Source organism: Marmoricola sp. URHA0025 HA25 (genome assembly GCF_054059435.1).
Genome location: NZ_JBSSCD010000001.1, coordinates 2,544,515 through 2,566,223, shown reverse-complemented (window position 1 = coordinate 2,566,223; position 21,709 = coordinate 2,544,515). Strand labels below are relative to the sequence as shown.

Below are 21,709 nucleotides of genomic sequence, written 5' to 3'. Positions count from 1 at the left end.
CGGGCGTGCGGGCGTCCGTCACGCCGGTGCCGCTGTGCCCTTCCAGCGCCGCCAGCCGCGGCGGACGAGCCTGAGCAGGTGGTACACGGCATACCCGCCGACCACCAGCAGCACGGCGGCCAGCGAGAGCGCGAGCCACGGGTGCTGGATCGCCAGCAGCACCACCCCGACGACCGCCACGTCCTCCCCGAGGCTCGCCACCACATTGCTCACCGGCTCGGGGGAAGCGTTGAGGGCGAGGCGTCCGCCGGCCTTGACGAGGTGGCTGGCCAGCGCCGTGCCGCCCCCGAGCGCGCCGTACGCCGCCTGCTGCACGGAGCCCGCGTCGCCGGAGACCAGCAACGCGATCGCGGTGCCGATCGCCGGCCGGATCACGGTGGAGACCACGTCCCAGGTGGAGTCGAGGTAGGGGATCTTGTCGACGACGAACTCGATCGCGTAGAGCGTGGCGGCGGCGACGAGCACGTCGGTGCGCCCGAGGCTGTCCGGGATCGAGGAGAAGTCGCCCACGCGGTCGGCGATGCCCAGGACGAGGACCGCCAGGTAGGCGTTGACCCCGCTGGCCCAGCCGGTCGAGAACACCATCGGCACCAGGTCCACGCCGGCAGCATATTCAGGTCGCCCGGGCAGTCGGGCTGCCGTAGGTTCGGGCACGTGGACGAGACCGCGGCACCGGCCTGGACGGAGATCACCGACGTCGAGGCGCTCGTCGGCCTGCTCGGTGAGCCGCAGCAGCGCGCCCGCGACAAGGTACGCCGCTCGCTGACCGACCTCGACCGCGACTGGCTCGCCGCATCCCCGTTCTGCGTGATGGCGACCGCCGGACCCGACGGCTCGTGCGACGCCTCACCCAAGGGCGATCCGGCAGGTGACCTGGTGCACGTCGTCGACGACACGACCATCGCCCTGGCCGAGCGGCCCGGCAACCGGCGCGCCGACGGCTACCGCAACATCCTGGCCAACCCCCAGGTCGGCCTGCTCTTCGTGATCCCCGGCCGGGGCGACACGCTCCGGGTCAACGGCCGGGCGCGGCTCGCCTCCGACGCCCCGTTCTTCGACGCGATGCGGGTCAAGGGACATCGACCGGTGCTCGCGGTCGTGGTCGAGATCGACGAGGTCTTCCACCACTGCCAGAAGGCGTTCCTGCGCTCGCGGCTGTGGGAACCAGCGTCCTGGGAGCCGGACGCACAGGTGCCCCGGCGGGCGGTGATCGCCCACGAGCTCGAGCCGTCGGGCAAGACCCTCGAGGAGCTCGACGAGTACTACGGCCCGCAGTACCTCGACGGCCTCTACTAGCCGGTCGGGGCCTCCCGCTTCACCACCCCGGCGAGCGTCTCGGCGTCGCGGGCCACCACCGTCGTCCCGTCGGCGGCGGTGATGATCGGGCGCTGGATGGTGCGTGGGTGCGCGACCATCGCCTCGATCCAGTCGTCGCGGTGCGCCGCGTCGCGGGGCAGGTCGATGCCGGCCTCCCGGGTCTCGGCCGGCCTTGCGACGTCCCACGGCTCGAGAGCGAGCCGGTCGAGGACACCGGCGAGCTCGGCGGCCGTCGGCGGGTCGTCGAGGTAGCGCCGTTCGACGTACTCGATGCCCGCCGCGTCGAGGTTCTCCTTGGCCGTGCGGCACTTCGAGCACGCCGGGTTGATCCAGATCTCGACGGGCGGCCGCGGCGACATCAGTTGACCTCGATCTCCTCGGCGCCGGTCATCTCCAGCAGCTCGTCGTAGGTGGTCGAGAAGACAGCGGCCGGGTGCCCCGCGGCAGCCCAGATCTCGTCGTACTGCCGCAGCGTGGGGTCGAGGAACGTGCGAACCGGCCGCGGGTGGGCGAACGGCGACACCCCGCCGATCACCTGACCGGTGTGCTCCCGGACGAAGTCGGGAGTCGCCCGCTCCAGCGCAGGCGCGCCGACTGCCGCCGCCGCCTTCGCGGTGTCCACCCGGTGCGCGCCGGACGTGAGGATCAGCACCGGCACCCGCTCCCCGGAGTCGGTCGCGGCGGCGAAGAGCAGGCTGTTGGCGATCGCGCCGACCTCGCACCCGAGCGCCTCGGCAGCCAGCGCGGCGGTGTGCACGGAGTCGGGGAGCACCACGATCCGGCCCCGGCCGCCGCGGGCCTGGAGCTCGGCGCGGAAGCCGGCGATGGAGGGGTGCTCGCTCATGGTCGGCAAGTTATCCCACCGGCTGCAGAGGCCCCGTGCGGTTCTTGCTTGACGGGCTGTCCGTGGCCGGGTGTACCTTGGAATCGTTCGAACACACGTTCGATCAACGGCCCGGTGGCGGTGACTCGACCCCATCGTCCACCGGGCCGCCGACAACGGAAGGAGCAGGCGGGTGCGGCCGTACGACGAGCTGGTGGAAGTGCGCAAGGGTCCGGGCGACGTGCTCGCCGGTGAGGGTGAGGAGGGCCCCGACCAGTTCCTTTGGCGCGGTCGCCTCTGGCAGGTGCGCGAGGTGATCGCGCACTGGATGGAGTCGGGCGCCTGGTGGCTGCGACGGCCCGAGGAGGCGCCCGGGCACTCCGAGCTGGTGTCCCAGCGGGAGGTCTGGCGGGTCGCCGCCGCCCGCGGTCGTTCCGTCGCCTCCGTCGACGATCCCGGCTTCGGGATCTTCGACCTCACCCTCGACTGGAGCGAGGGCGTCTGGCGCCTCGCCGGCTCCCTGGACTGAGGGCGAGATGAACCTCCACCTGCCCGCAGCCACGCACTCCTACCTCGAGCGGTCCGCCGAGTCGCTGCGCGAGGCGATCACCTGCACCGACGTTCCGCGGCGCTACGCCCTCGCCCACGTCGCCGCGCTGCGGGCGACGGCTGCGCTGCTGGCGGCGCGCGCGCAGCCGATGCCGGTCCAGAAGCGCCGGCAGAAGAACGCCTGGGTGCTGCTCGCCGAGGTCGCCCCCGAGCTGCGCGAGTGGGCCACGTTCTTCGCGGCGGGCGCCGCGAAGCGGGCCGCTGCCGAGGCCGGGTCGCGACGTGCCGTCACCGAGCGCGAGGCCGACGACCTGGTCCGCGACGCCGACCGCTTCCTCGCCGTCGTCGAGACCTCGCTCGGCGTGACCGGGCACGCCCCGTTCCAGGTGGCCTGACCACGCCCCGGTGACGTCGTTAGTGTTCACCGCATGGAACGCCCCCTCGAGCGCCGCGCTGCCACCCGCACGGCGGTCGTCTGGGAGGCCTGCCGACGAGCTCTCGACGACGGTCCCTCGGGGCAGACGGTGCTCGACGTCGGCGGCGGGACCGGCGGGTTCGCGGTGCGCGTCGCCGAGCTCGGGCACCGCGTCACCGTCATCGACCCGAGCCCGGACGCGCTCGCGGCTCTGGACCGGCGAGCCCGGGAGCACGGCGTCGCTGAGCTGGTCAGCGGTCGGCAGGGCGACCTGGCCGACGCGGTCGACCTGGTCCCGGCCGCCACCGCCGACCTCGTGCTCTGCCACGAGGTGCTCGGGCTGGTCGACGACCCGGCTGACGCCCTCGCGGTGCTCGGCCGGCTGCTGCGCCCCGGCGGCACCCTCAGCCTGCTGGTCAGCCAGCGCCACGCCGCCGTGCTCGGCCGTGCGATGGCCGGTCACTTCGCACAGGCGCGCGACCTGCTCGGCGGCACGCCTACCTCGGCGGAGCACGAGCGCCGGTTCACGGCGGCGGAGGTCGCCGACCTGGTGGCCGAGGCCGGTTTCGAGCTCATCGGGATGCACGCCGTACGTGTGTTCACCGACCTGGTGCCCTCGGCCCTGCTCGACCTCGAGCCGGGTGCGGTCGACGGTCTGCTGGACCTCGAGCGTGCCGTCGCCGACCGGCCCGAGTACCTCACCCTGGCCGCCCAGATCCACACCCTCGCCCGCCGCTGACCCGGGTCCGGACACCGAGCGCGCACCCGGGCCGTCGCCCCGCGAACGAGGTGTCCGGTGAGGCCGGCGGACCGGTCACTGGCCTGCCCGATCCTGCACGTCGACATGGACGCGTTCTACGCGTCGGTCGCGATCCGTGACCGCCCGGACCTCCAGGCCCTGCCGGTGATCGTGGGCGGGGGGCACCGTGGTGTCGTGCTGTCCGCGAACTACCCGGCGCGCGCCTTCGGGGTGCGCTCGGGGATGTCCGGCCGGATGGCCAAGGAGCTGTGCCCGCAGGCGGTGCGCGTCTCGCCCGAGTTCGGCGAGTTCGAGACGGTGTCGCGATCGGTGATGGAGATCTTCCGCGAGGTGACACCCCTGGTCGAGGCGTACTCCCTGGACGAGGCGTTCCTGGACGTCTCCGGCGCGGTGCGCCGGCTCGGCTCGCCGGTGCAGATCGCCGAGTACATCCGCGCTCGAGTCCGTGACGAGCAACGGGTGGACTGCTCGGTCGGTGTCGCGGGCACCGTCTCGGTGGCGAAGCTCGCGAGCCGCCGGGCCAAGCCCGACGGTGTCCTCGTGGTGCCACCCGACCAGGTCGTCGGCTACCTGCATCCCCTCGATGTCGGAGAGCTCTTCGGCGTCGGACCGCGCACCCGCGCGCGGCTGCACCGGATCGGCCTTGCCACGGTGGGTGACGTGGCGCGGACCCCGCGGTCCACGCTCCAGCTGCTTGTCGGCAGGGCGCTGGGCGCCCAGCTGCACGAGCTCGCCTGGGGCACCGACAGGAGCACGCTCACACCGCGGCGCAGCGACCACGATCCGGAGCGCAGCATGGGCGCCGAGGAGACCTTCGGCCGCGACGTCGCCGATCGCGAGGTGATCAGCCGCGAGCTGCTGCGGCTCGCCGGCCGGGTGACCGCCCGGATGCGACGTGCAGGGGTTGCCGGGCGGACGGTGGCCCTGCGGGTCCGCTACGCCGACTTCACCACCCTCACCCGGTCCCGCACTCTGCCCGATGCCACGGACGTCACCGGCGAGGTGCACGCCGAGGCCCTCCGGCTGTTCGACGCCCTCAAGCAACGGCGGCTGCGGATCCGGCTCGTCGGAGTGCGCGTGGAGGGCCTGCTGCCCCTCGAGCGGGCCCATCGCCAGCTGGTCATCGGGGAGCGCGAGCACGGCTGGCCGGCCGCGGACCGTGCCGTCGACCAGGTCCATCTCCGCTTCGGACGGGGCGTGGTGCGGCCCGCGACCCTGTTCACCGCAGACCGTCCATGAGCGGGCCCAGAGCAGGTCCAGTGCATGCCCGGAGCGGGCCCAGAGCGGGCTCTGAGCGGGCTCTGAGCCGGTCGCGGCGACCGCGCCCGCTTGCGTGAATTTCCCGATCTCGGGTACCGACTTTCGCGCAGGCTGCCTAGACTTGCGGAATCAAGAGCACCTGAGCACCGGATCGTTGGAGGACGTCGTGCCGCTGTCGGAAGAGGAGCTTCGTCTGCTGGAGCAGATGGAGCGCGCCCTCGCCGCAGAGGACCCGAAGTTCGTCTCCGCCCTGCAGGGGCGCACGCTGCGCCGGATGGCCCGGATGCGCACGATGGCTGCGGCGGTCGTGTTCGTCGGCGGCATCGCGCTGCTCATGGGCGGCGCGATGGCCCGGATGACCTGGCTCGGCATCGTCGGCTTCCTGGTGATGCTCGGCTCCGCGACCGTCGGCCTGGCCGCCTGGCGCGGCCATCGGGTGAGCGACGAGCGTCCGGCCCAGCCGGCCGACGCCCTCTTCGACTTCGACGACCACCCGCACCGCTTCGAGGTCCTCGACGGCGGTCGCGCGAGCAAGCCGAAGCGCCCCCGCCGTCAGCCGCGAGACCGTCGGCAGGGCACGTTCATGCAGCGGCTCGAGCAGCGCTGGCAGCACCGCCGCGACCAGGGCGGCTACTGACCGCTCGGCGCGCCGGCTCCGGCCAGCTCCACCTGCCGGTCGACCACGAGTGAGGCTGTCCGCCGGTCGAACACCGACCGCGGGAAGACTCGGGCGACCCGGCTGCGGCTGGTCGCGACCGAGGCGTCCATGAGGTCCGACCACTTCTCGACGGCCTCGACCACGGCCTGGCGGGTGGCCGGGTCGACGGCGAACGGACGTGCGTAGAGCGCCCGCTCGACGAACAGGGTGAGCTCCTCGAGCCGGCGTACGGCATCGGTCGTGCCGTGGGTGCGGCGTCGCAGCGCGCCGGAGATCTCGCGCACGGAGCGCTGCAGCGGCAGCGCGATGCCGAGGTCGCGGGCGGTCGCGACCAGCTCCGCCCAGGCACCGTCGGCGAGGACCCGGGCGTCGTCGCTCACCGGTCCTAGCCGGTGGTCGCCGAGCCGCCGCCGGCGCTGACGTGAGCGCACCCACCGGGGCAGTGCCAGCACGAGCGCCAGCAGCAGGACGCCGACGGCCCAGCCGACGGCCGTCGCGCGAGCCTCCGACGAGCCTTTCGCCGACGCGGTCTTGTCCAGCTCGCGGGGCGCCTTGGTCGGCGCCTGGCTGGGCGCCGCCGTCGCGCTCGGGCCGGTGGGCCGGGTCGTCGGTGCACCCGTGCCCACCGTCCAGGACGGCGGTGTCGTGCCGGTGCGCGCGGCGGGAGTCGGTTCGAAGCGGACCCAGCCGGTGCCGCTGAAGTAGATCTCCGGCCACGCGTGCAGGTCGTCACTCGTGTAGAGGTACGTCCCGTCCTGCAGGCGTTGCGGGGCCAGGAACCCGACCGCGACCCGGGCCGGGACGCCGAGCGAGCGGGCCATGACCGCCATCGCGGCGGCGAACTGCTCGCAGTAGCCGACCTTGTCGGTGGTGATGAACCGGACCAGCTGCGAGATGCCGCTGCCGGGCGCGGGCTCGAGGGAGTAGCTGAAGCCGCCGGTGTTGCGGAACCACGTCTGCAGCGCCACCATCCGGTCGTAGTCGGTGGTGGCTCCCGCGGTCACCTCCTGCGCGATCCGGGTGATCACCGAGGGCCGGTTGCCGGGCACCGACGTCATCGGCGCGCGGACGGCCGACGGCGCGGTGAGGGCCGCCTGCATCCGGGTCGGGGACAGCTCCGGGGTGAACCCGACGAGGTTGTAGGACAGCCCCGCGGTGTCCTGCTTGTCGACGCTGGCGACGTCCAGGGTCCTCAGGTCGTAGCGCCAGTCGCCCTTCTTGATGTCGATGCTCCGGGTCGGGTACGGCGTGGGCAGCCAGGTGCTCTGGAACCCGTCGAGGAGCCGGATGGACCAGTTGGCGTCGGTGCCGGCCGCGTTGATCTGCATGCCCGGCGCGGTCGGCAGCTTGCCGTTGGCGTTGTTGGACTTCGCGAGCTGCCGCGCCGACGGCAGCCACTCGACCCCGCTGAACTTGTCGAGCACGGTGAGCCGCAGGTAGCCGGGGTCGCCCGTCGTCTGGGCCTCCACCAGCGGGATGTGGTTCTGGCTGATGAGGTCCCGGCGGAGGTCGACGATCGGGTTGCGCAGCGTCACGTTGCTGTCATTGCCGCTCCCGTTGCCGCCTCCGTCGCCGTTGCCCTTCAGCAGGCCGCCGGTCACCGGCACCAGGATGGGCAGGACCAGCGCGCCCGCTGCGGTGAGCAGGCCGATGCGCATCGCGGATCCGCGGACCGTCGACCCGTTGACGACCTGGTCGAGCGAGTCGATCCGCTCACCGCGACCGGCGACCGAGCGGCCCCAGCCGAGCACCCGCTCGGTCTCCTCGGTCGCCAGCAGCATGATGAACAGCAGCGAGGTGATCACGAAGACGACCCACGACAGGCTCGCCTCGAGGACGCTGATCGGCACGGTCAGCGTCACGATCACCGGCAGCCCGGCCCACGGCACCCGGCGAAGGCCGCAGGCGAGCAGGTCGGTGGAGAGCAGCACCAGCAGCGACGTCGCGAGCAGGTAGGCATAGGTCTCGGGGTGCTCGGCGCTCACCGGCGAGGCAAAGGTGTTCACCGCCACCGCGCCCGCATGGATGCGGTCGGCGACGTCGTGGATGCTCCCGGGCGTCGGCACCCAGCCGCCCCAGGCGGCGGCTGCCGCGTAGCGGTGGTCGAGCCAGAGCACCAGCACGGCCAGCTGGCTCGGCAGCACGGCGTACCAGGGCCACCCGAGCGTCCGCCCGATCGAGCCGACGCCGACGACGAGCACCGCGCCGAGCAGGGCAGGGGACAGGAAGTGGCCGGGCTGCTCCACGAGCCCGCCCCACGACCAGAGGGCGACCCACGCCATCGTCCCGGCGATCGCCGCCGTGGCGAGCCTGCGCGCGAACCGGCTGCTCATGCGGCTTCCCGGCCCAGTGGCGAGTGCAGCAAGCGCCGTGCTCGGGCGAAGAGGCGTCGAGCGGTCATCGGCCGAGCTCCTGCCAGGTGGTCGGCAACGACCCGGTGCGGGACAGCTCGGAGGCCTTCCAGCCGCGGTGGCGCAGCCAGGAGGCCACCGCCAGCTCGCCGGGCCGTCGCGCGAAGGCCGGCTCGGCCATCCGGGCCGCCCAGGTGTCGACGTCGAGGACGACCGCGTAGGAGGCGCTCCCGCGATGGTGCAGCCCGGAGAGGAAGTCGCGGTCGTGCTGGTTCACCTCGCCGAGGACCGCGACGCACATGCCCGAGGTGACGCTCTCGTCGACCCAGCCGGTGTAGAGCTCGGCGGTCTCGACGGTCGGCAGCACCGCGAGGCGCTCGAGCAAGGGGCGGGCGGAGCTCGCGACGTCACCGTCGTGCCAGCCGTGCTCGATCTCCTCGCCGAGGGCGCTGACCAGGCGCACCTGGTAGCCCTGGGTGGTCAGGTGGACGGCAATGGAGGCGGCCGCGGTGACGGCGCGCTCCAGTGAGGAGTGCGGGCCCTGGCCGCGGTGGGACCGGGCACGGTTGTCGATGAAGAGCGTGCACCGCGACTGCCAGGGCTGCTCCTCGCGCCGCACCATCAGCGCGCCGACCTTGGCGGTGCTGCGCCAGTGCACGCGACGCAGGTCGTCGCCCATCCGGTAGTCGCGTACCGTCACGTCGGCTGCGCTGCCGCTCGCGAACGGGCGCGGCCGGTTGTCACCGGTGCCGGTCCAGGCGCCGAGCAGGGGGATTGCCGGCAGTGCCTCCGTCGCCGGGATCACCACCAGGTGGGCGGTCTTGGTGAACGTGCGGTGCAGCTCGAGCAGGCCGAAGGGATCGCCGACGCGCACGCGCAGCGGACCGATCTGGTAGCGGCCGCGCACGTCTGCCTGCACGGCGTACTCGATGCGCCGGCTCCAGCCCGGGCGCATCGTGTCGATCACGAACCTCGGCCGGGATCCCAGCGCCCACGGGATCTGCTCCTCGATGAGGAGCACGCCGGTGGTCGGCCCGACGTTGGTCAGCTCGAGCTGTACGACGGCCCGCTGACCCACCTCGACGAGCGAGGCGCCGAGCGTGCGGGCCAGCCCGAGCCGGTTGCCCGAGCGCGCGACCCACAGCGCGGCGAACAGCGGGAGCAGCACGACGAGGGCACCGATGCGCACCAGGTCGCGCTCGCCGAGCACGATGCCGCACAGGGCAGCCGTGGCGCCGGCCGCGATGAAGCTGCGCCCGCGCAGCGTGAAGCCGCGCAACGCCTCGCGGATTGCAGCGCTCGCGGGCACGGGCGCGGCGTGGGGGTCGGACGCGGCCAGGACGGACACCGGATCAGCGGCCGGTCGTGCCCGCTGCGACGTCAGAGACGGGCACGGAGTCGAGGATGCCGGCGAGGACGTCGCCCGGGCCGCGGCCGTTCATGGCCGCCTCGACCGTGGGCAGCAGCCGGTGGGCGAGCACCGAGGGAGCGAGCGTGTGCACGTCGTCGGGGATGACGTACTCGCGCCCGGACATCGCAGCCCACGCCTTCGCGGCCCTGACCAGGTGGAGGGTGGCGCGCGGGGAGGCACCGAGCCTGAGCTCGGCGGAGCGGCGCGTGGCGGTCGAGATGGCCACCGTGTAGCGCTGCACGGCGTCCGAGACGTGCACACCGGCGACCACCGAAGCGAGCTTGCGGATCTCGGCGGCGTCGGTCACCGGCTCGAGGTCGTCCAGAGGGCTGCGCGTCTCGCGCGCCGAGAGCATCGCGATCTCGGCCGCCTCGACCGGGTAGCCCATCGACACCCGGGCCATGAACCGGTCGCGCTGCGCCTCGGGAAGCGCGTAGGTGCCCTCCATCTCCAGGGGGTTCTGGGTGGCGATCACCATGAACGGCGACTCGAGCGAGAACGTCTGGTTGTCGACAGTGACCTGTCGCTCCTCCATGCACTCGAGCATCGCCGACTGGGTCTTGGGCGAGGCCCGGTTGATCTCGTCGCCGATGACGATGTTCGCGAAGACGCCCCCGGGACGGAACTCGAACTCGCGGGTGTCCTGGTTGAACACCGAGACGCCGGTGACGTCCGAGGGCAGCAGGTCCGGGGTGAACTGGATCCGGCGGACGGTGAGGTCGATGGAGCGGGCCAGTGCCTTGCTGAGCATGGTCTTGCCGACGCCCGGCACGTCCTCGATCAGCAGGTGCCCCTCCGCGAGCAGCACCACGACGGCGGCGCGGGCCACCTCCGGCTTGCCCTCGATGACCCGCTCGATGTTCGCGCGAACACGGTCGGTGACCGAACGAAGGGTGTCGAGGTCCGCAGCGGTGGTGGGTGTCGGGCCGGTGGCGGTCGTCCCGATCGGGGACGGCGCGCTCGCAGGTGCTTCGTGCATGCCCCTAGTGAACCTCATCACGGAAGAGGCGGTGGTGCATCCGTCGGGCGGGCCCAGAGCGGGAACGGGCGCGAAAGAGGAGGGAAAGGGAGCGAATGTGGTTGACGGTGGAGGGTTGTGGAGTATCGTGGGGGAAAGTGGAGGAAGAGCGGGAGAGGTGGCGCGATGTTCTCCGGCACCTTTCGACCCCGGCTCGACGACAAGGGGCGGCTGTTCCTCCCGGCAAAGTTCCGCGAGGCGATGGGGGACGGACTGGTGATCACCAGGGGGCAGGAGCGCTCGATCGACATGCGCACGCAGGCCGACTTCGCCGCCTTCACCGAGAGGTTCAAGAACGCCTCGCAGACCGATGCCCGGCTCCGTGCCTACGGGCGGATGCTCTTCGCGCTCGCCTCCGAGCAGGTGCCCGACAAGCAGGGCCGGATCACCATCACCCCCGAGCTGCGCCAGTACGCCGCGCTCGACCGGGACTGCGTGGTGATCGGCATCTACGACCGGGTCGAGATCTGGGAGCCCCAGGCCTGGACCGACTACACCGCCCAGCAGGAGAGCGCCTTCTCCGACGTCCAGGAGGAGATCTTCCCCGGGTTCTGACCCGGCCTCCGCAACCACACCAACCACCCCAAGCGCCGGTACCGGGACCGGCCACAACTCCACATCGGTGATCGCAGGACGAGGCTCGCGTCCGCTCCTCCCCGTACCGGGGCTGCCGTCTGGGGCACCTTCCCCGGCTCCAGAACTCAGCGCCACGAGGAGAGAGCGGACGGGAACCTGGCCCGGCGATCACCCTCCTCCACTACTCACCACCCGCATCCAGCCAGCCAGGGGTCGAAGCATGAACGGAGTCGCCGGACCGATCAGCGGTCCGCACGCCGCACCGGTGAGGCCCGCGCGCCGGGTCCGCCACGAGGTGCGCGACGGCCTGGCGCTGATGGCGTTCTCGGCCGCGACCAGCGTCGCGCTCGCCGGGGCGCTGACCTTGCTCACCGGGCTCGGGAAGTAGGGCGGGCATGAACGACCTCGCCCACGTCCCGGTGCTCCTCGACCGGGTCGTCGCGCTGGTCTCACCCCCGCTGCAGGAACCCGGGTCGATCCTGGTCGACGCGACCCTCGGACTGGGTGGGCACACCGAGGCCGTCCTCACGCGCTGCCCGGCTGCGCACGTCGTCGGCGTCGATCGCGACGTCCACGCCCTCGAGCGGGCCGGCGAACGGCTCGCACCCTTCGCCGGACGGACCACGCTGGTGCACGCCGTGTACGACGAGATCCCCGAGGTGCTGGCCGACCTGGGCATCGGCTCGGTCCAGGGCGTGCTGTTCGACCTCGGCGTCTCCTCGATGCAGCTCGACCTGCGCGAGCGCGGGTTCGCGTACGCCGAGGACGCGCCGCTGGACATGCGCATGGACGACACCGGCGGGATCACCGCGGCCGAGGTCCTCAACAGCTACCCGGCAGCCGACCTGGCCCGGATCCTGCGGGCCTACGGCGAGGAGAAGTTCGCCCGGCAGATCGCCCGGGCCATCGTCCGTGAACGGGAGCGGGCGCCGTTCGACCGGTCCGCGCGGCTGGTCGACCTGCTCCGCGAGGTGATCCCGGCGCCGGCCCGGCGTACCGGGGGCCACCCGGCGAAGCGCACGTTCCAGGCGCTCCGCATCGAGGTCAACGACGAGCTCGGGGTCCTCCGCCGGGCGATCCCCGCGGCGATCGACGCGCTCGCGGTCGGTGGCCGCGTCGTGGTGATGAGCTACCACTCGCTGGAGGACCGCATCGTCAAGCAGGCACTCACCGCCCGTGCACGAAGCACGGCGCCGGAGGGACTACCCGTGGTCCCCGAGCACCACCAGCCCGAGCTGCGGCTGGTGACCCGGGGATCGGAGAAGGCGTCCGACGCCGAGATCGCCGAGAACCCGCGGGCGGCCTCGGTGAGGTTGCGCGCAGCCGAGCGAGTGCGGGGAGCGGTCGCATGAGCACGCTGATGTCACAGGCACGCGCGCGGGCGCCCCGGTTCGCCGAGGCAGCCGTCGAGCGGGCCCGGCTGTCGCTGGTCCCGGTACGCCGCACGCGACCGCCGAGGGCGCCCTTCGCGGTGCTGGTCTTCGCGATCCTCGGCGCGGGGGTCGTGGGGCTGCTCATGTTCAACACCCACATGCAGCAGGCGTCGTTCTACGCCACCCGGTTGCAGCAGCATGCCGACGACCTGACGGCCAGGCAGCAGGCGCTCGACATCGATCTCGAGCAGCTGCGCGCCCCGCAGCGGCTGGCCGAGGCAGGCAAGGCGCTGGGCATGGTCGCGCCCGGCGTACCGGCCTTCGTGCGGCTCTCCGACGGCAGCGTCGTCGGGACACCGACCCCGGCAAGTCCCGAGGATGCCGTCCGCATCGAGCCGCTGCCCCCGGGGCTACCGGCGGCACTGCAGCGCAAGCCGATCGTCATCCGGGTGCCCGCCGTCGTCGGGACCGGCACTGATCCCGGCGCCGACCCGGCCACGAACCGGGCGACGAACCCGACCACGAACCCGACCACGAACCCCGGGACCGCCCCGTGAGCCCGGCACGACGCCCGGCCGGCCGGTGGCGCGGGTCCTCGGAGCTCCGGCTCCGGGTCGGGCTGATCGTGCTGGCGATGGTCATCTCGGTCTTCGGGGTGCGACTCTTCGAGCTGCAGGGCCTCGACCCGAAGGCCTATGCCGCGAAGGCGGACGCGGAGGGGCTGGTCACCGTGCCGCTGCCCGCGACCCGTGGCTCGATCGACGACCGCAACGGCGTGCCGCTGGCCGAGTCGGTCAGCGGGCTGATGATCGTGGCGGACCCGAAGCGCACCGACGACCACGCCGAGGAGATCGCACGCATCCTCGCGAACCGGCTGGGCCTCGACTACTTCGACATCCTCGGCAAGCTCCGCGAGAACCCCGATCGTCCGGGCGCCCGGTTCGCCTACGTGGCACGCCGGGTCCCGGCCACCGCGGCGACCGATGCCGTCGACGCGATCGAGAAGGCTGGCCTCAAGGGTGTCGACACCCGGCTCGACCCGGTGCGTGAGTACCCGGGTGGTGACGTCGCCGCCAACCTGGTCGGCTTCATGAAGGTCCCCGGGGAGCCCGGCACCGGTGGTGGCCTCGAGCGCTCCTTCGACGGGCTGCTCGCCGGCAAGGACGGCAGCGAGACCTACGAGGTCGGCGCCGGCAACCGGATCCCGCTGGGCGAGAACACCGAGACCAAGCCGGTCGACGGAAAGAGCCTCACCCTCACCATCGACCGGGACGTGCAGTGGTACTCGCAGCGGGTGCTGCGGACGGCGGTGCAGCAGGCTCGCGCCGAGTCCGGTGCGGCGATCGCCCTCGACTCGCGCACCGGGGAGATCCTGGCGCTGGCCGACTACCCGTCGTACGACGCGAACAAGCCGGGCGAGGCCAGCAAGGACGACCTCGGCAGCCGCGCACTGAGCGACGTCTACGAGCCCGGGTCGGTCGAGAAGGTGCTGACCATGTCGGGGCTGCTCGACAAGGGACTGGTCTCACCGCGCACGAAGGTGCGGGTGCCCCGGCAGCTGCCGGTGGCGGACCGCGTGATCCACGACTACTTCGACCACGACACCATCCGGCTGACGCTCGCGGGCGTGATCGCCAAGTCCTCCAACATCGGCACCGTGCTCGCGGCGCGCCAGTACCAGCCCGGTCAGCTGTGGAGCTACCTCGATCTCTTCGGCCTCGGGCACCGCACCGACATCGGCATGCCCGGCGAGACCCGCGGTCTGCTCCCTGCGTCGGACACGTGGACCCAGCTGACCCAGGCGACCGCCTCGTTCGGGCAGGGCGTCTCCGTCAATGCGTTGCAGATGGCCACCGCCATCAACACCGTGGCGAACGGCGGCGAGCTCATCAGTCCCAGCCTGGTCAAGGGCAGTGCCACCACGTCCTCGGGTGACGAGGTCGGCACGGACGTGGCCACCCGGCACCGGGTGATCAGCGCCGCTGCCGCGGAGAAGGTCTCGAAGATGATGGAGATGGTGACCACCGAGGGCGCGGGCACGGCACCCGCCGCCGGGATCGCCGGCTACCGGGTCGCGGGCAAGACCGGCACCGCCCAGCAGGTCGGTGCGACCTGTGGCTGCTACGACGGGTCGCTGGCAGTGTCCTTCGCCGGCTTCGCCCCGGCCGACAATCCGCGCTTCACCGTCTACGTGGTGATCCAGAAGCCGCAGGGCGCCGCCAGCGGTGGCGGGACCGCCGGTCCGGTCTTCCGCAAGATCCTCACGTACCTCCTCCAGAAGTACGCCGTGCCGCCGACGGGCACCAAGCCCGCGCATCTCCCGATCGAGTGGTGAACCGGTAGGTTCGCGGGGTACCCAGCACGGCCACGGGACGAGGAGGGTTCCCCAGGTGCACGAGGCGAGCCTGACCCGCCCGGCGGATCCGGTGGCCACGCCGCTCACGGAGGTGGCGAGCCGGCTGGGTGCCCGCACCCTCGGAGATCCCGCAGGCGTCGTCGTGACCGGTGTGTCCCTGAGCTCGCAGCGGGTGCTGCCGGGGGACATCTACGCTGCACTCCGCGGCACGCACGCCCACGGCGCGGCGTACTCGCGCGACGCCGTGACGGCAGGAGCCGTCGCCGTCCTGACCGACGACGCCGGCGAGCCGGAGGCGCGCGCTGCCGGCGTGCCGGTGCTCGTCGTGACCGAGCCGCGTCCCCTGCTCGGAGCACTCGCCGGCTGGCTGTACGGCGACCCGGCCCGTGCCCTGACCCTGATGGCAGTGACCGGTACCCAGGGCAAGACGACCACGACCCGGCTGCTCGAGTCCGCCCTCCAGGACTCCGGCGTCCGGGCTGCCTCGGTGGGCACCGTGGGCACGCGCATCGACGGTCGCGACGTGAAGACCGCGCTGACCACCCCGGAGGCACCCGACCTGCACGCACTGTTCGCGGTCATGCGCGAGCAGCACGTGCAGGCCTGCGCGATGGAGGTCTCCAGCCATGCGCTCGTGATGGGCCGCGTCGACGGCGTCGTCTTCGGCGTGTCGGCCTTCACCAACCTCGGCCGTGACCACCTCGACTTCCACGCCGACCTCGAGGACTACTTCGCGGCGAAGGCGTCGCTGTTCACGCCCGAGCGGTCCAGGCTCGGGATCACCAACGTCGACGACGCCTTCGGCCGCCGGCTGCACGACGAGGCGGGCATCGAGATGCGCACCTTCTCCCCGACAGGCGCCGACGCGGACTGGCGGGCGGAGAACGTGGAGCTCCGACCGGACGGGTCGCGCTTCACCGTGGTGTCGCGCGAGGGTGACCGGTTCGACGCGGGTGTGCCGCTCACCGGCGCGTTCAACGTCGCGAACGCGCTGTGCGCCGTCGCGCTCGCCGCCGAGGCGGGCTTCGACCCCGGGCCGGTCGCGCGCGCGATCGCCCGCAGCCACGGCGTGCCCGGCCGACTCGAGAGGGTGGATGCCGGGCAGCCGTTCCTGGCGGTGGTCGACTACGCGCACAAGCCCGACGCGCTCGAGGCCACCCTGGCCGCACTGCGTCCTCTGACAGCCGGTCGGCTGCTGCTCGTCGTGGGTGCGGGCGGCGACCGGGACACCGGCAAGCGGCCGGTGATGGGTGCGATCGGCGCACGGTTCGCCGATGTGCTCGTCGTGACCGACGACAACCCACGCAGCGAGGACCCGTCGGCGATCCGGGCAGCGGTGCTCGCCGGAGCGCGGGACGTGCCCGAGGACGAGCGCGCCGAGGTCCTCGAGGTCGGCTCGCGCCGGGAGGCCATCCGGCGTGCCGTGGGGCTCGCCGCCGAGGGCGACACCGTGCTCGTCGCGGGCAAGGGCCACGAGACCGGTCAGGAGATCGGCGGTCCCGACGACCGGGTCGTGCATCCCTTCGACGACCGCGACGAGGTGCGGGCAGCACTGGAGGAGCTCCGGTGATCACGCTGACCGTGGCCGAGATCGCCGGCATCGTCGGCGGCACGGTGGCCGGCGACGCCGCGACGGCCGTGACCGGACCCGCGTTCCTCGACACCCGCCGGCCGGAGCCGGGAGGCCTGTTCGTCGCGATCGCGGGCGAGCACGTCGACGGCCACGACTTCGCGGAGGCCGCTGTCGAGGGCGGAGCCGCGGCGGTGCTCGGGTCGCGACCGACCGGGGTGCCCACGGTCGTCGTGCCCGACGTGCAGCAGGCCCTGCAGCAGCTGGCGGCCGAGGTGCTGCGACGGCTGCGGCGGTCCGGGCGGAAGCTGCGAGTCGTCGCGATCACGGGGTCGCAGGGCAAGACCAGCGCCAAGGACATGCTGGCCGCGGTGCTGTCCGACTCGGCGCCGACGGTGGCGACGTACCAGTCGTTCAACAACGAGCTGGGGCTGCCCCTGACCGTCCTCCGCGCCGATCCCGGTACGACGTACCTGGTGCTGGAGATGGGCGCCCGCGGCATCGGCCACCTCGCCGAGCTGTGCGCGATCGCTCCTCCCGACGTCTCGCTGGTGCTCAACGTCGGGCTCGCCCACGTCGGCGAGTTCGGCTCCCAGGAGGCGATCGCCCAGGCCAAGGGCGAGCTCGTCGAGGCACTCGGGCCCGACGGGATCGCCGTGCTCAACCTCGACGACCCGCTGGTTGCCGGGATGGCGCCGCGCACGCGAGCGCGGGTGCGCACCTTCGGGCGCGGACCGGGCGCGAGCCTGCGCCTGGAGTCGCTCGAGCTCGACGACCTGGGTCGTCCGTCCTTCGACCTCCACCAGGGCACGCACCGCGTCAGGGTCCGGCTCCGGCTGCTCGGGGAGCACCAGGCGACCAACGCCGCCGCCGCAGCGACGGTCGCGTCGGCGCTGGGCCTCGGCCTCGAGGAGATCGGCGCCTCCCTGGAGCGGATCGAGGTGCTCTCACCCTGGCGGATGGAGCTGCGCGAGCGTGCCGACGGCCTCGTGGTGGTCAACGACGCCTACAACGCGAACCCGCACTCCGTGCGTGCCGCGCTGGAGACGCTCGCCGGGATCGGCCGGCGCACCGGCCGCCCCACGGTCGCCGTGCTCGGAGAGATGCGCGAGCTGGGGGAGTCCGGCGAGGCCGAGCACCGTGCGATCGGCGCCCTGACGGCCCAGCTCGGCATCGGCCGGGTGGTCGTGGTGGGCGACGGGGCCCGGTCGATCACCGAGACGGCTCGTGGGGCATCCTTCTACGCGTCGGTGGCGGAGGCGGCCGACGCCGTGCGGGACAATGTCGGCGGCGCCGAGGTGGTCCTGGTCAAGGCGTCGCGCGCCGCGGGGCTCGAGCGCCTCGCGCTCGCGCTGCTGGCAGACCAGCCGGACCGACCGCGGACAGACCCCGGAGAGCAGACGGAGGAGGACAGCCCGTGAGAGCGATCCTGCTCGCCGGAGGCCTCTCGCTGCTGTTCACGATCTTCGGCACCCGGCTCGCGATCAAGGTCTTCGCCGCCCGCGGCTACGGGCAGCTGATCCGTGACGACGGTCCGACGACGCACCACACCAAGCGCGGCACGCCGACCATGGGCGGCCTGGTGATCGTCCTGGCAACCCTGCTCGCGTACTTCCTGGCCAAGCTCATCACCGGTTCCGACATCACGCTCTCGGCGCTGCTGCTCCTCTTCCTCTTCGTCGGACTCGGCGTCGTGGGCTTCCTCGACGACTTCATCAAGATCTACAAGCAGCGCAACCTCGGCCTGCGCAGCAAGGCCAAGTTCATCGGCCAGACCGTGGTCGCCCTCGTGTTCGCCTGGCTGGCACTGTGGCGGGCCGGCCCGCTCGAGAACCACCGCGGCGAGACGCCCGCCGGGCACGCCATCTCGTTCACCCGCGACATCGACAAGCTCGCCCTGCCCACGGTGCTGCTGGTGCTCTTCATCGTGCTGCTGATCGCGGGCACCAGCAACGCCGTCAACCTCACCGACGGGCTCGACGGGCTCGCCGCCGGCGCCTCGATGATGGTCTTCGGCGCCTACACGCTGATGAACATCTGGCAGAACAACCAGGCCTGCGGCGGGCGCCGGGTCGCCCTGGACCTCACCTCCACGGCCGGCTCCTGCTACCACGTCCGCGACCCCCTGGACCTCGCCGTCGTCGCCGCCGCGATCACCGGGGCCTGCTTCGGCTTCCTCTGGTACAACGCCTCCCCGGCCCAGATCTTCATGGGCGACACCGGTTCGCTGGCCCTCGGCGGCGCAGTGGCCGGGATGGCGGTGCTGACCCGCACCGAGCTGCTGCTGGTGCTGCTCGGCGGGCTGTTCGTGCTCCAGACGATGTCGGTCATCCTCCAGGTCGGGTACTTCAAGCTGACCAAGGGCAGACGCCTGTTCCGGATGGCACCGCTCCACCACCACTTCGAGCTGCTCGGCTGGGAGGAGATCACCGTGGTGATCCGGTTCTGGCTGATCGCAGCCGTCTTCGTCGCTGCCGGCCTCGGCATCTTCTACGCCGAGTGGGTCGCCGGTGCCTGATCGCCGGACCCCCCGGCTCGACGAGCTCGGCCGGCTCGACTCCTGGGAGGGCGTCCGTGCGGTCGTCGCGGGCTTCGGGGTGTCGGGCTTCGCGGCGGCCGACAACCTGACGCATCTCGGCGCCTCGGTGGTCGCACTGGACGAGTCGGAGGCAGGGGACCGGCCGGACAAGGCAACGCTGCTCGAGGTGCTCGGCGCCGAGGTGCGCCTCGGCGAGGGCAGCACGGCGGAGCTCCCGGACGACGTCGACGTGGTGGTGACCTCGCCCGGCTGGCGCCCCGACACCTCTCTGCTCACCCAGGCCGTCGCGCGCGGGATCCCGGTGTGGGGCGAGGTCGAGCTCGCCTGGCGGCTCCGCGACCCGCGGCACGACACCCCGTGGCTGGCGGTCACCGGCACCAACGGCAAGACCACCACGGTCCAGATGCTCGAGGCGATCCTGCGCGCGGCGGGCCTGCGGGCGGTCGCCTGCGGCAACGTCGGGCTGCCGATCGTCGAGGCGGTGATGGACCCCACGCCGTACGACGTGCTCGCGGTCGAGCTCTCCAGCTTCCAGCTGCACTACACCTCGTCCGTGCGCGCCCAGTCGGCCGCGGTGCTCAACGTCGCCGAGGATCACCTCGACTGGTACTCGTCCTTCGACGACTACGTCGCGGACAAGGGCCGGATCTACCAGGGCGTCGAGCGGGCCTGCGTGTACAACGTCGCCGACCCGGTCACCGAGCAGCTCGTGCGCGACGCCGACGTGGTCGAGGGTGCGCGTGCGGTCGGGTTCACCCTGGGCACCCCCGGCGTCGGCATGGTCGGCGTCGTCGAGGAGGTCCTCGCCGACCGGGCCTTCGTGGAGGACCGGGAGACCTCGGCGGCCGAGCTCTGCACCCTGTCCGACCTGGCCAGCCAGGCGCCGCACTTCGTCGCGAACGCGCTCGCCGCCGCGGCGCTCGCGCGCTCCCACGGCGTCCCGCCCGCTGCGGTGCGTGACGCCCTGCGCTCGTTCAAGCCGGCCGGGCACCGCATCGCCGAGGTGGGCACCTTCGGCGGCGTCACCTGGGTCGACGACTCGAAGGCGACCAACCCGCCGGCGGCGATGGCGTCGCTGCAGGCCTACGAGCACGTCGTCTGGATCGCCGGCGGCCTGGCGAAGGGTGCCTCGTTCGACGAGCTCGTGACCAGGGTTCGTGAGCGGCTGCGCGGCGTCGTGCTCCTCGGGCGGGACGCCCCCGTGATCGCGGCCGCGCTTTCCCGACACGCACCGGATGTGCCCGTGTTCGCGCTGCCTGCCGGAGAGACTGCTCCCATGGATCGCGTGGTGGCCGAGGCCGCAGCGCTGGCACGGCCCGGGGACACCGTGCTGCTCGCCCCGGGCTGCGCATCCATGGACATGTTCACCAACTACGCCGCGCGCGGCGACGCGTTCGTCGAAGCGGTGCAACGGATGAGGCCCGGCACCGAGCAGTGAAGGAGAGAGCGTGAGCGCGACGGCCCAGTCGGGACGCCCAGCCTCCCGTCCTGTCCGGGGCGACGCCGGGGTCGTCGGCGCGGTGACCTCGTTCCGCCGCTCGCTCGACCGGCCGCTCACGCCGTACTACCTGCTCCTCGGCGCCACCGGCCTGCTGCTCGCGATCGGCATGGTGATGGTCCTCAGTGCCTCCAGCGTCGATGCCTACAAGCACCACGGCGGCAACAGCTACTACTGGGCCACCAAGCAGCTGATGTGGGTGCTGATCGCGCTGCCGTGCGCCTGGATCGCGACGCGACTGCCGCTGAAGCTGCTTCGTGTGGCCGCCTGGCCGATGCTCGCGGTGGCGATCCTGATGCTGGCGCTGACCCAGACCTCGCTGGGCGTCGAGGTCAACGGCAACCAGAACTGGCTCGGCGTCGGGCCGTTCCAGGTGCAGCCCTCCGAGGTGGCCAAGTTCGCGATGGTGCTGTGGTGCGCCGACGTCTATGCGCGCAAGGACCGGCTGCTGCACAGCTGGCGGCACCTGGCGATCCCGGTGCTCCCGGTCGCCGGCATGATCACCGGCCTGGTGCTGCTCGGCGGCGACCTCGGGACCGCGCTGGTCCTGTCGGCGATCACCATGGGCATGCTCTGGGTGGTGGGCGTCCCGGCGCGGATCTTCGTCGCGGCGATCAGCATGGTCTCGGTCGCGGCGCTGTTCCTGGCGGCGCGCAGCCCCGAGCGGCTCGACCGGATCACCTCGTTCCAGAACCCGTTCAAGGACCTGCAGAACTCCGGCTGGCAGGCCGGTCACGGCATCCTCGGCATGGCCAGCGGCGGCATCCTCGGCAAGGGCATCGGCGCGAGCCAGCAGAAGTGGGGCAACCTGCCCGAGGCGCACACCGACTTCATCTTCGCGGTGCTCGGCGAGGAGCTCGGGCTGGTCGGCACCCTGCTCGTGCTGGCGCTCTTCCTCACGATCGCGTACGCCGGCCTCCGGGTGGCGATGCAGACCCGCGACGCCTTCGTCCGCTACACCACCGCCGGCGTCGTGATCTGGCTGACGGCCCACGTGGTCATCAACATCGGGATGGTGCTCGCGCTGCTGCCGGTGATCGGCATTCCGCTCCCTCTGGTGTCCTACGGCGGCTCCTCCCTGGTGCCCGAGCTGGTCGCACTCGGCCTGGTCATCGGGTTCGCGCGCGCCGAGCCGGCCGCCGCGGGGGTGCTCCGCGAGCGTCGGGAGGAGCGCCGGCGCGCGCACTCCTCGGTGAACGCGGGTGCGCGCCCGCGGCGCTCCTCGTGAGGAGGCA

22 protein-coding genes are annotated in these 21,709 nt (G+C 72.5%); 16 read left to right on the top strand and 6 right to left on the bottom strand.

What is annotated here, in order from left to right:
- Positions 1–18: 18 nt before the first annotated feature.
- The gene (locus ACVW00_RS12600; protein WP_457111244.1) at positions 19–600 is read right to left on the bottom strand and encodes a DUF4126 domain-containing protein; all 582 of its coding nucleotides are present in this window, start codon (positions 598–600) and stop codon (positions 19–21) included.
- Positions 601–654: 54 nt separating this feature from the next.
- Between ACVW00_RS12600 and ACVW00_RS12595 the strand changes: the two genes are divergently transcribed.
- A complete protein-coding gene (locus ACVW00_RS12595) occupies positions 655–1,296 on the top strand; it encodes an MSMEG_1061 family FMN-dependent PPOX-type flavoprotein (protein ID WP_457111243.1) in 642 nt (213 codons plus the stop codon).
- On the opposite strand, the gene ACVW00_RS12590 is transcribed toward ACVW00_RS12595, so the two are convergent.
- The gene (locus ACVW00_RS12590; protein ID WP_457111242.1) at positions 1,293–1,676 is read right to left on the bottom strand and encodes an ArsC/Spx/MgsR family protein; all 384 of its coding nucleotides are present in this window, start codon (positions 1,674–1,676) and stop codon (positions 1,293–1,295) included. The genes ACVW00_RS12595 and ACVW00_RS12590 overlap by 4 nt on opposite strands.
- Positions 1,676–2,161 (bottom strand): YbaK/EbsC family protein, encoded by a 486-nt coding sequence (locus ACVW00_RS12585; RefSeq protein WP_457111241.1) that lies wholly within the window; start codon positions 2,159–2,161, stop codon positions 1,676–1,678. Before ACVW00_RS12585 ends, ACVW00_RS12590 begins: the two co-directional genes overlap by 1 nt.
- A 172-nt stretch (positions 2,162–2,333) precedes the next feature.
- Here ACVW00_RS12585 and ACVW00_RS12580 point away from each other — a divergent pair, with 172 nt between their 5' ends.
- The 5 genes from ACVW00_RS12580 to ACVW00_RS12560 all read left to right on the top strand — a co-directional run bounded on the left by ACVW00_RS12580 (position 2,334) and on the right by ACVW00_RS12560 (position 5,761).
- On the top strand, positions 2,334–2,669 hold the full coding sequence (locus ACVW00_RS12580) for a DUF6504 family protein (protein ID WP_457111240.1): 336 nt from the start codon (positions 2,334–2,336) through the stop codon (positions 2,667–2,669).
- Between the two features lie 7 nt (positions 2,670–2,676).
- Complete coding sequence (locus ACVW00_RS12575; protein WP_457111239.1) at positions 2,677–3,084, top strand: SAV_6107 family HEPN domain-containing protein; 408 nt, start codon at positions 2,677–2,679, stop codon at positions 3,082–3,084.
- Positions 3,085–3,117: 33 nt separating this feature from the next.
- The gene (locus ACVW00_RS12570) at positions 3,118–3,843 is read left to right on the top strand and encodes a methyltransferase domain-containing protein (protein ID WP_457111238.1); all 726 of its coding nucleotides are present in this window, start codon (positions 3,118–3,120) and stop codon (positions 3,841–3,843) included.
- Positions 3,844–3,900: 57 nt separating this feature from the next.
- Positions 3,901–5,103: a DNA polymerase IV gene (dinB, locus tag ACVW00_RS12565; protein ID WP_457111237.1), complete on the top strand. Its 1,203-nt coding sequence runs from the start codon at positions 3,901–3,903 to the stop codon at positions 5,101–5,103.
- A 187-nt stretch (positions 5,104–5,290) separates the two neighbouring features.
- A complete protein-coding gene (locus ACVW00_RS12560; protein WP_457111236.1) occupies positions 5,291–5,761 on the top strand; it encodes a DUF3040 domain-containing protein in 471 nt (156 codons plus the stop codon).
- Here the strand turns inward: ACVW00_RS12560 and ACVW00_RS12555 are convergent.
- The 3 genes from ACVW00_RS12555 to ACVW00_RS12545 all read right to left on the bottom strand — a co-directional run bounded on the left by ACVW00_RS12555 (position 5,755) and on the right by ACVW00_RS12545 (position 10,523).
- Entirely contained in the window at positions 5,755–8,115 is a 2,361-nt protein-coding gene (locus tag ACVW00_RS12555) for a transglutaminaseTgpA domain-containing protein (protein WP_457111235.1), read from the bottom strand. The two genes, ACVW00_RS12560 and ACVW00_RS12555, sit on opposite strands and share 7 nt — an antisense overlap.
- Positions 8,116–8,179: 64 nt before the next feature.
- Positions 8,180–9,481, bottom strand: coding sequence for a DUF58 domain-containing protein (locus ACVW00_RS12550; protein WP_457111234.1), 1,302 nt, complete (start codon positions 9,479–9,481; stop codon positions 8,180–8,182).
- A 4-nt stretch (positions 9,482–9,485) separates the two neighbouring features.
- Complete coding sequence (locus ACVW00_RS12545) at positions 9,486–10,523, bottom strand: AAA family ATPase (protein ID WP_457111233.1); 1,038 nt, start codon at positions 10,521–10,523, stop codon at positions 9,486–9,488.
- Positions 10,524–10,688: 165 nt separating this feature from the next.
- Between ACVW00_RS12545 and mraZ the strand changes: the two genes are divergently transcribed.
- From mraZ to ftsW, 10 genes are all read left to right on the top strand, one after another.
- On the top strand, positions 10,689–11,117 hold the full coding sequence (gene mraZ, locus ACVW00_RS12540; RefSeq protein WP_457111232.1) for a division/cell wall cluster transcriptional repressor MraZ: 429 nt from the start codon (positions 10,689–10,691) through the stop codon (positions 11,115–11,117).
- 241 nt (positions 11,118–11,358) lie between these two features.
- Positions 11,359–11,526, top strand: coding sequence for a hypothetical protein (locus ACVW00_RS12535; protein ID WP_457111231.1), 168 nt, complete (start codon positions 11,359–11,361; stop codon positions 11,524–11,526).
- Positions 11,527–11,533: 7 nt separating this feature from the next.
- A complete protein-coding gene (rsmH, locus tag ACVW00_RS12530; protein ID WP_457111230.1) occupies positions 11,534–12,490 on the top strand; it encodes a 16S rRNA (cytosine(1402)-N(4))-methyltransferase RsmH in 957 nt (318 codons plus the stop codon).
- Positions 12,487–13,068: a hypothetical protein gene (locus ACVW00_RS12525; protein WP_457111229.1), complete on the top strand. Its 582-nt coding sequence runs from the start codon at positions 12,487–12,489 to the stop codon at positions 13,066–13,068. Before rsmH ends, ACVW00_RS12525 begins: the two co-directional genes overlap by 4 nt.
- Entirely contained in the window at positions 13,065–14,846 is a 1,782-nt protein-coding gene (locus tag ACVW00_RS12520; RefSeq protein WP_457111228.1) for a peptidoglycan D,D-transpeptidase FtsI family protein, read from the top strand. Before ACVW00_RS12525 ends, ACVW00_RS12520 begins: the two co-directional genes overlap by 4 nt.
- 55 nt (positions 14,847–14,901) lie before the next feature.
- On the top strand, positions 14,902–16,437 hold the full coding sequence (locus tag ACVW00_RS12515) for a UDP-N-acetylmuramoyl-L-alanyl-D-glutamate--2,6-diaminopimelate ligase (protein ID WP_457111227.1): 1,536 nt from the start codon (positions 14,902–14,904) through the stop codon (positions 16,435–16,437).
- Complete coding sequence (locus ACVW00_RS12510) at positions 16,434–17,858, top strand: UDP-N-acetylmuramoyl-tripeptide--D-alanyl-D-alanine ligase (protein ID WP_457111226.1); 1,425 nt, start codon at positions 16,434–16,436, stop codon at positions 17,856–17,858. Before ACVW00_RS12515 ends, ACVW00_RS12510 begins: the two co-directional genes overlap by 4 nt.
- The gene (mraY, locus tag ACVW00_RS12505; RefSeq protein ID WP_457111225.1) at positions 17,855–18,955 is read left to right on the top strand and encodes a phospho-N-acetylmuramoyl-pentapeptide-transferase; all 1,101 of its coding nucleotides are present in this window, start codon (positions 17,855–17,857) and stop codon (positions 18,953–18,955) included. The genes ACVW00_RS12510 and mraY overlap by 4 nt, the downstream gene beginning before the upstream one ends.
- Positions 18,948–20,414 (top strand): UDP-N-acetylmuramoyl-L-alanine--D-glutamate ligase, encoded by a 1,467-nt coding sequence (gene murD, locus ACVW00_RS12500; RefSeq protein WP_457111224.1) that lies wholly within the window; start codon positions 18,948–18,950, stop codon positions 20,412–20,414. Before mraY ends, murD begins: the two co-directional genes overlap by 8 nt.
- A 10-nt stretch (positions 20,415–20,424) precedes the next feature.
- Complete coding sequence (gene ftsW / locus ACVW00_RS12495) at positions 20,425–21,702, top strand: putative lipid II flippase FtsW (protein ID WP_457111223.1); 1,278 nt, start codon at positions 20,425–20,427, stop codon at positions 21,700–21,702.
- The last annotated feature ends 7 nt before the right edge of the window (positions 21,703–21,709 follow it).

What these genes read in the sequence shown, in the direction of transcription:
- ACVW00_RS12555 (WP_457111235.1), bottom strand. Translation starts at nt 8,115, where the DNA reads ATGAGCAGCCGGTTCGCGCGCAGGCTCGCCACGGCGGCGATCGCCGGG.
- ACVW00_RS12585 (WP_457111241.1), bottom strand. Translation starts at nt 2,161, where the DNA reads ATGAGCGAGCACCCCTCCATCGCCGGCTTCCGCGCCGAGCTCCAGGCC.
- ACVW00_RS12545 (WP_457111233.1), bottom strand. Translation starts at nt 10,523, where the DNA reads ATGCACGAAGCACCTGCGAGCGCGCCGTCCCCGATCGGGACGACCGCC.
- ACVW00_RS12525 (WP_457111229.1), top strand. Translation starts at nt 12,487, where the DNA reads ATGAGCACGCTGATGTCACAGGCACGCGCGCGGGCGCCCCGGTTCGCC.
- ACVW00_RS12575 (WP_457111239.1), top strand. Translation starts at nt 2,677, where the DNA reads ATGAACCTCCACCTGCCCGCAGCCACGCACTCCTACCTCGAGCGGTCC.
- rsmH (WP_457111230.1), top strand. Translation starts at nt 11,534, where the DNA reads ATGAACGACCTCGCCCACGTCCCGGTGCTCCTCGACCGGGTCGTCGCG.
- mraZ (WP_457111232.1), top strand. Translation starts at nt 10,689, where the DNA reads ATGTTCTCCGGCACCTTTCGACCCCGGCTCGACGACAAGGGGCGGCTG.
- ACVW00_RS12535 (WP_457111231.1), top strand. Translation starts at nt 11,359, where the DNA reads ATGAACGGAGTCGCCGGACCGATCAGCGGTCCGCACGCCGCACCGGTG.
- ACVW00_RS12590 (WP_457111242.1), bottom strand. Translation starts at nt 1,676, where the DNA reads ATGTCGCCGCGGCCGCCCGTCGAGATCTGGATCAACCCGGCGTGCTCG.
- ACVW00_RS12570 (WP_457111238.1), top strand. Translation starts at nt 3,118, where the DNA reads ATGGAACGCCCCCTCGAGCGCCGCGCTGCCACCCGCACGGCGGTCGTC.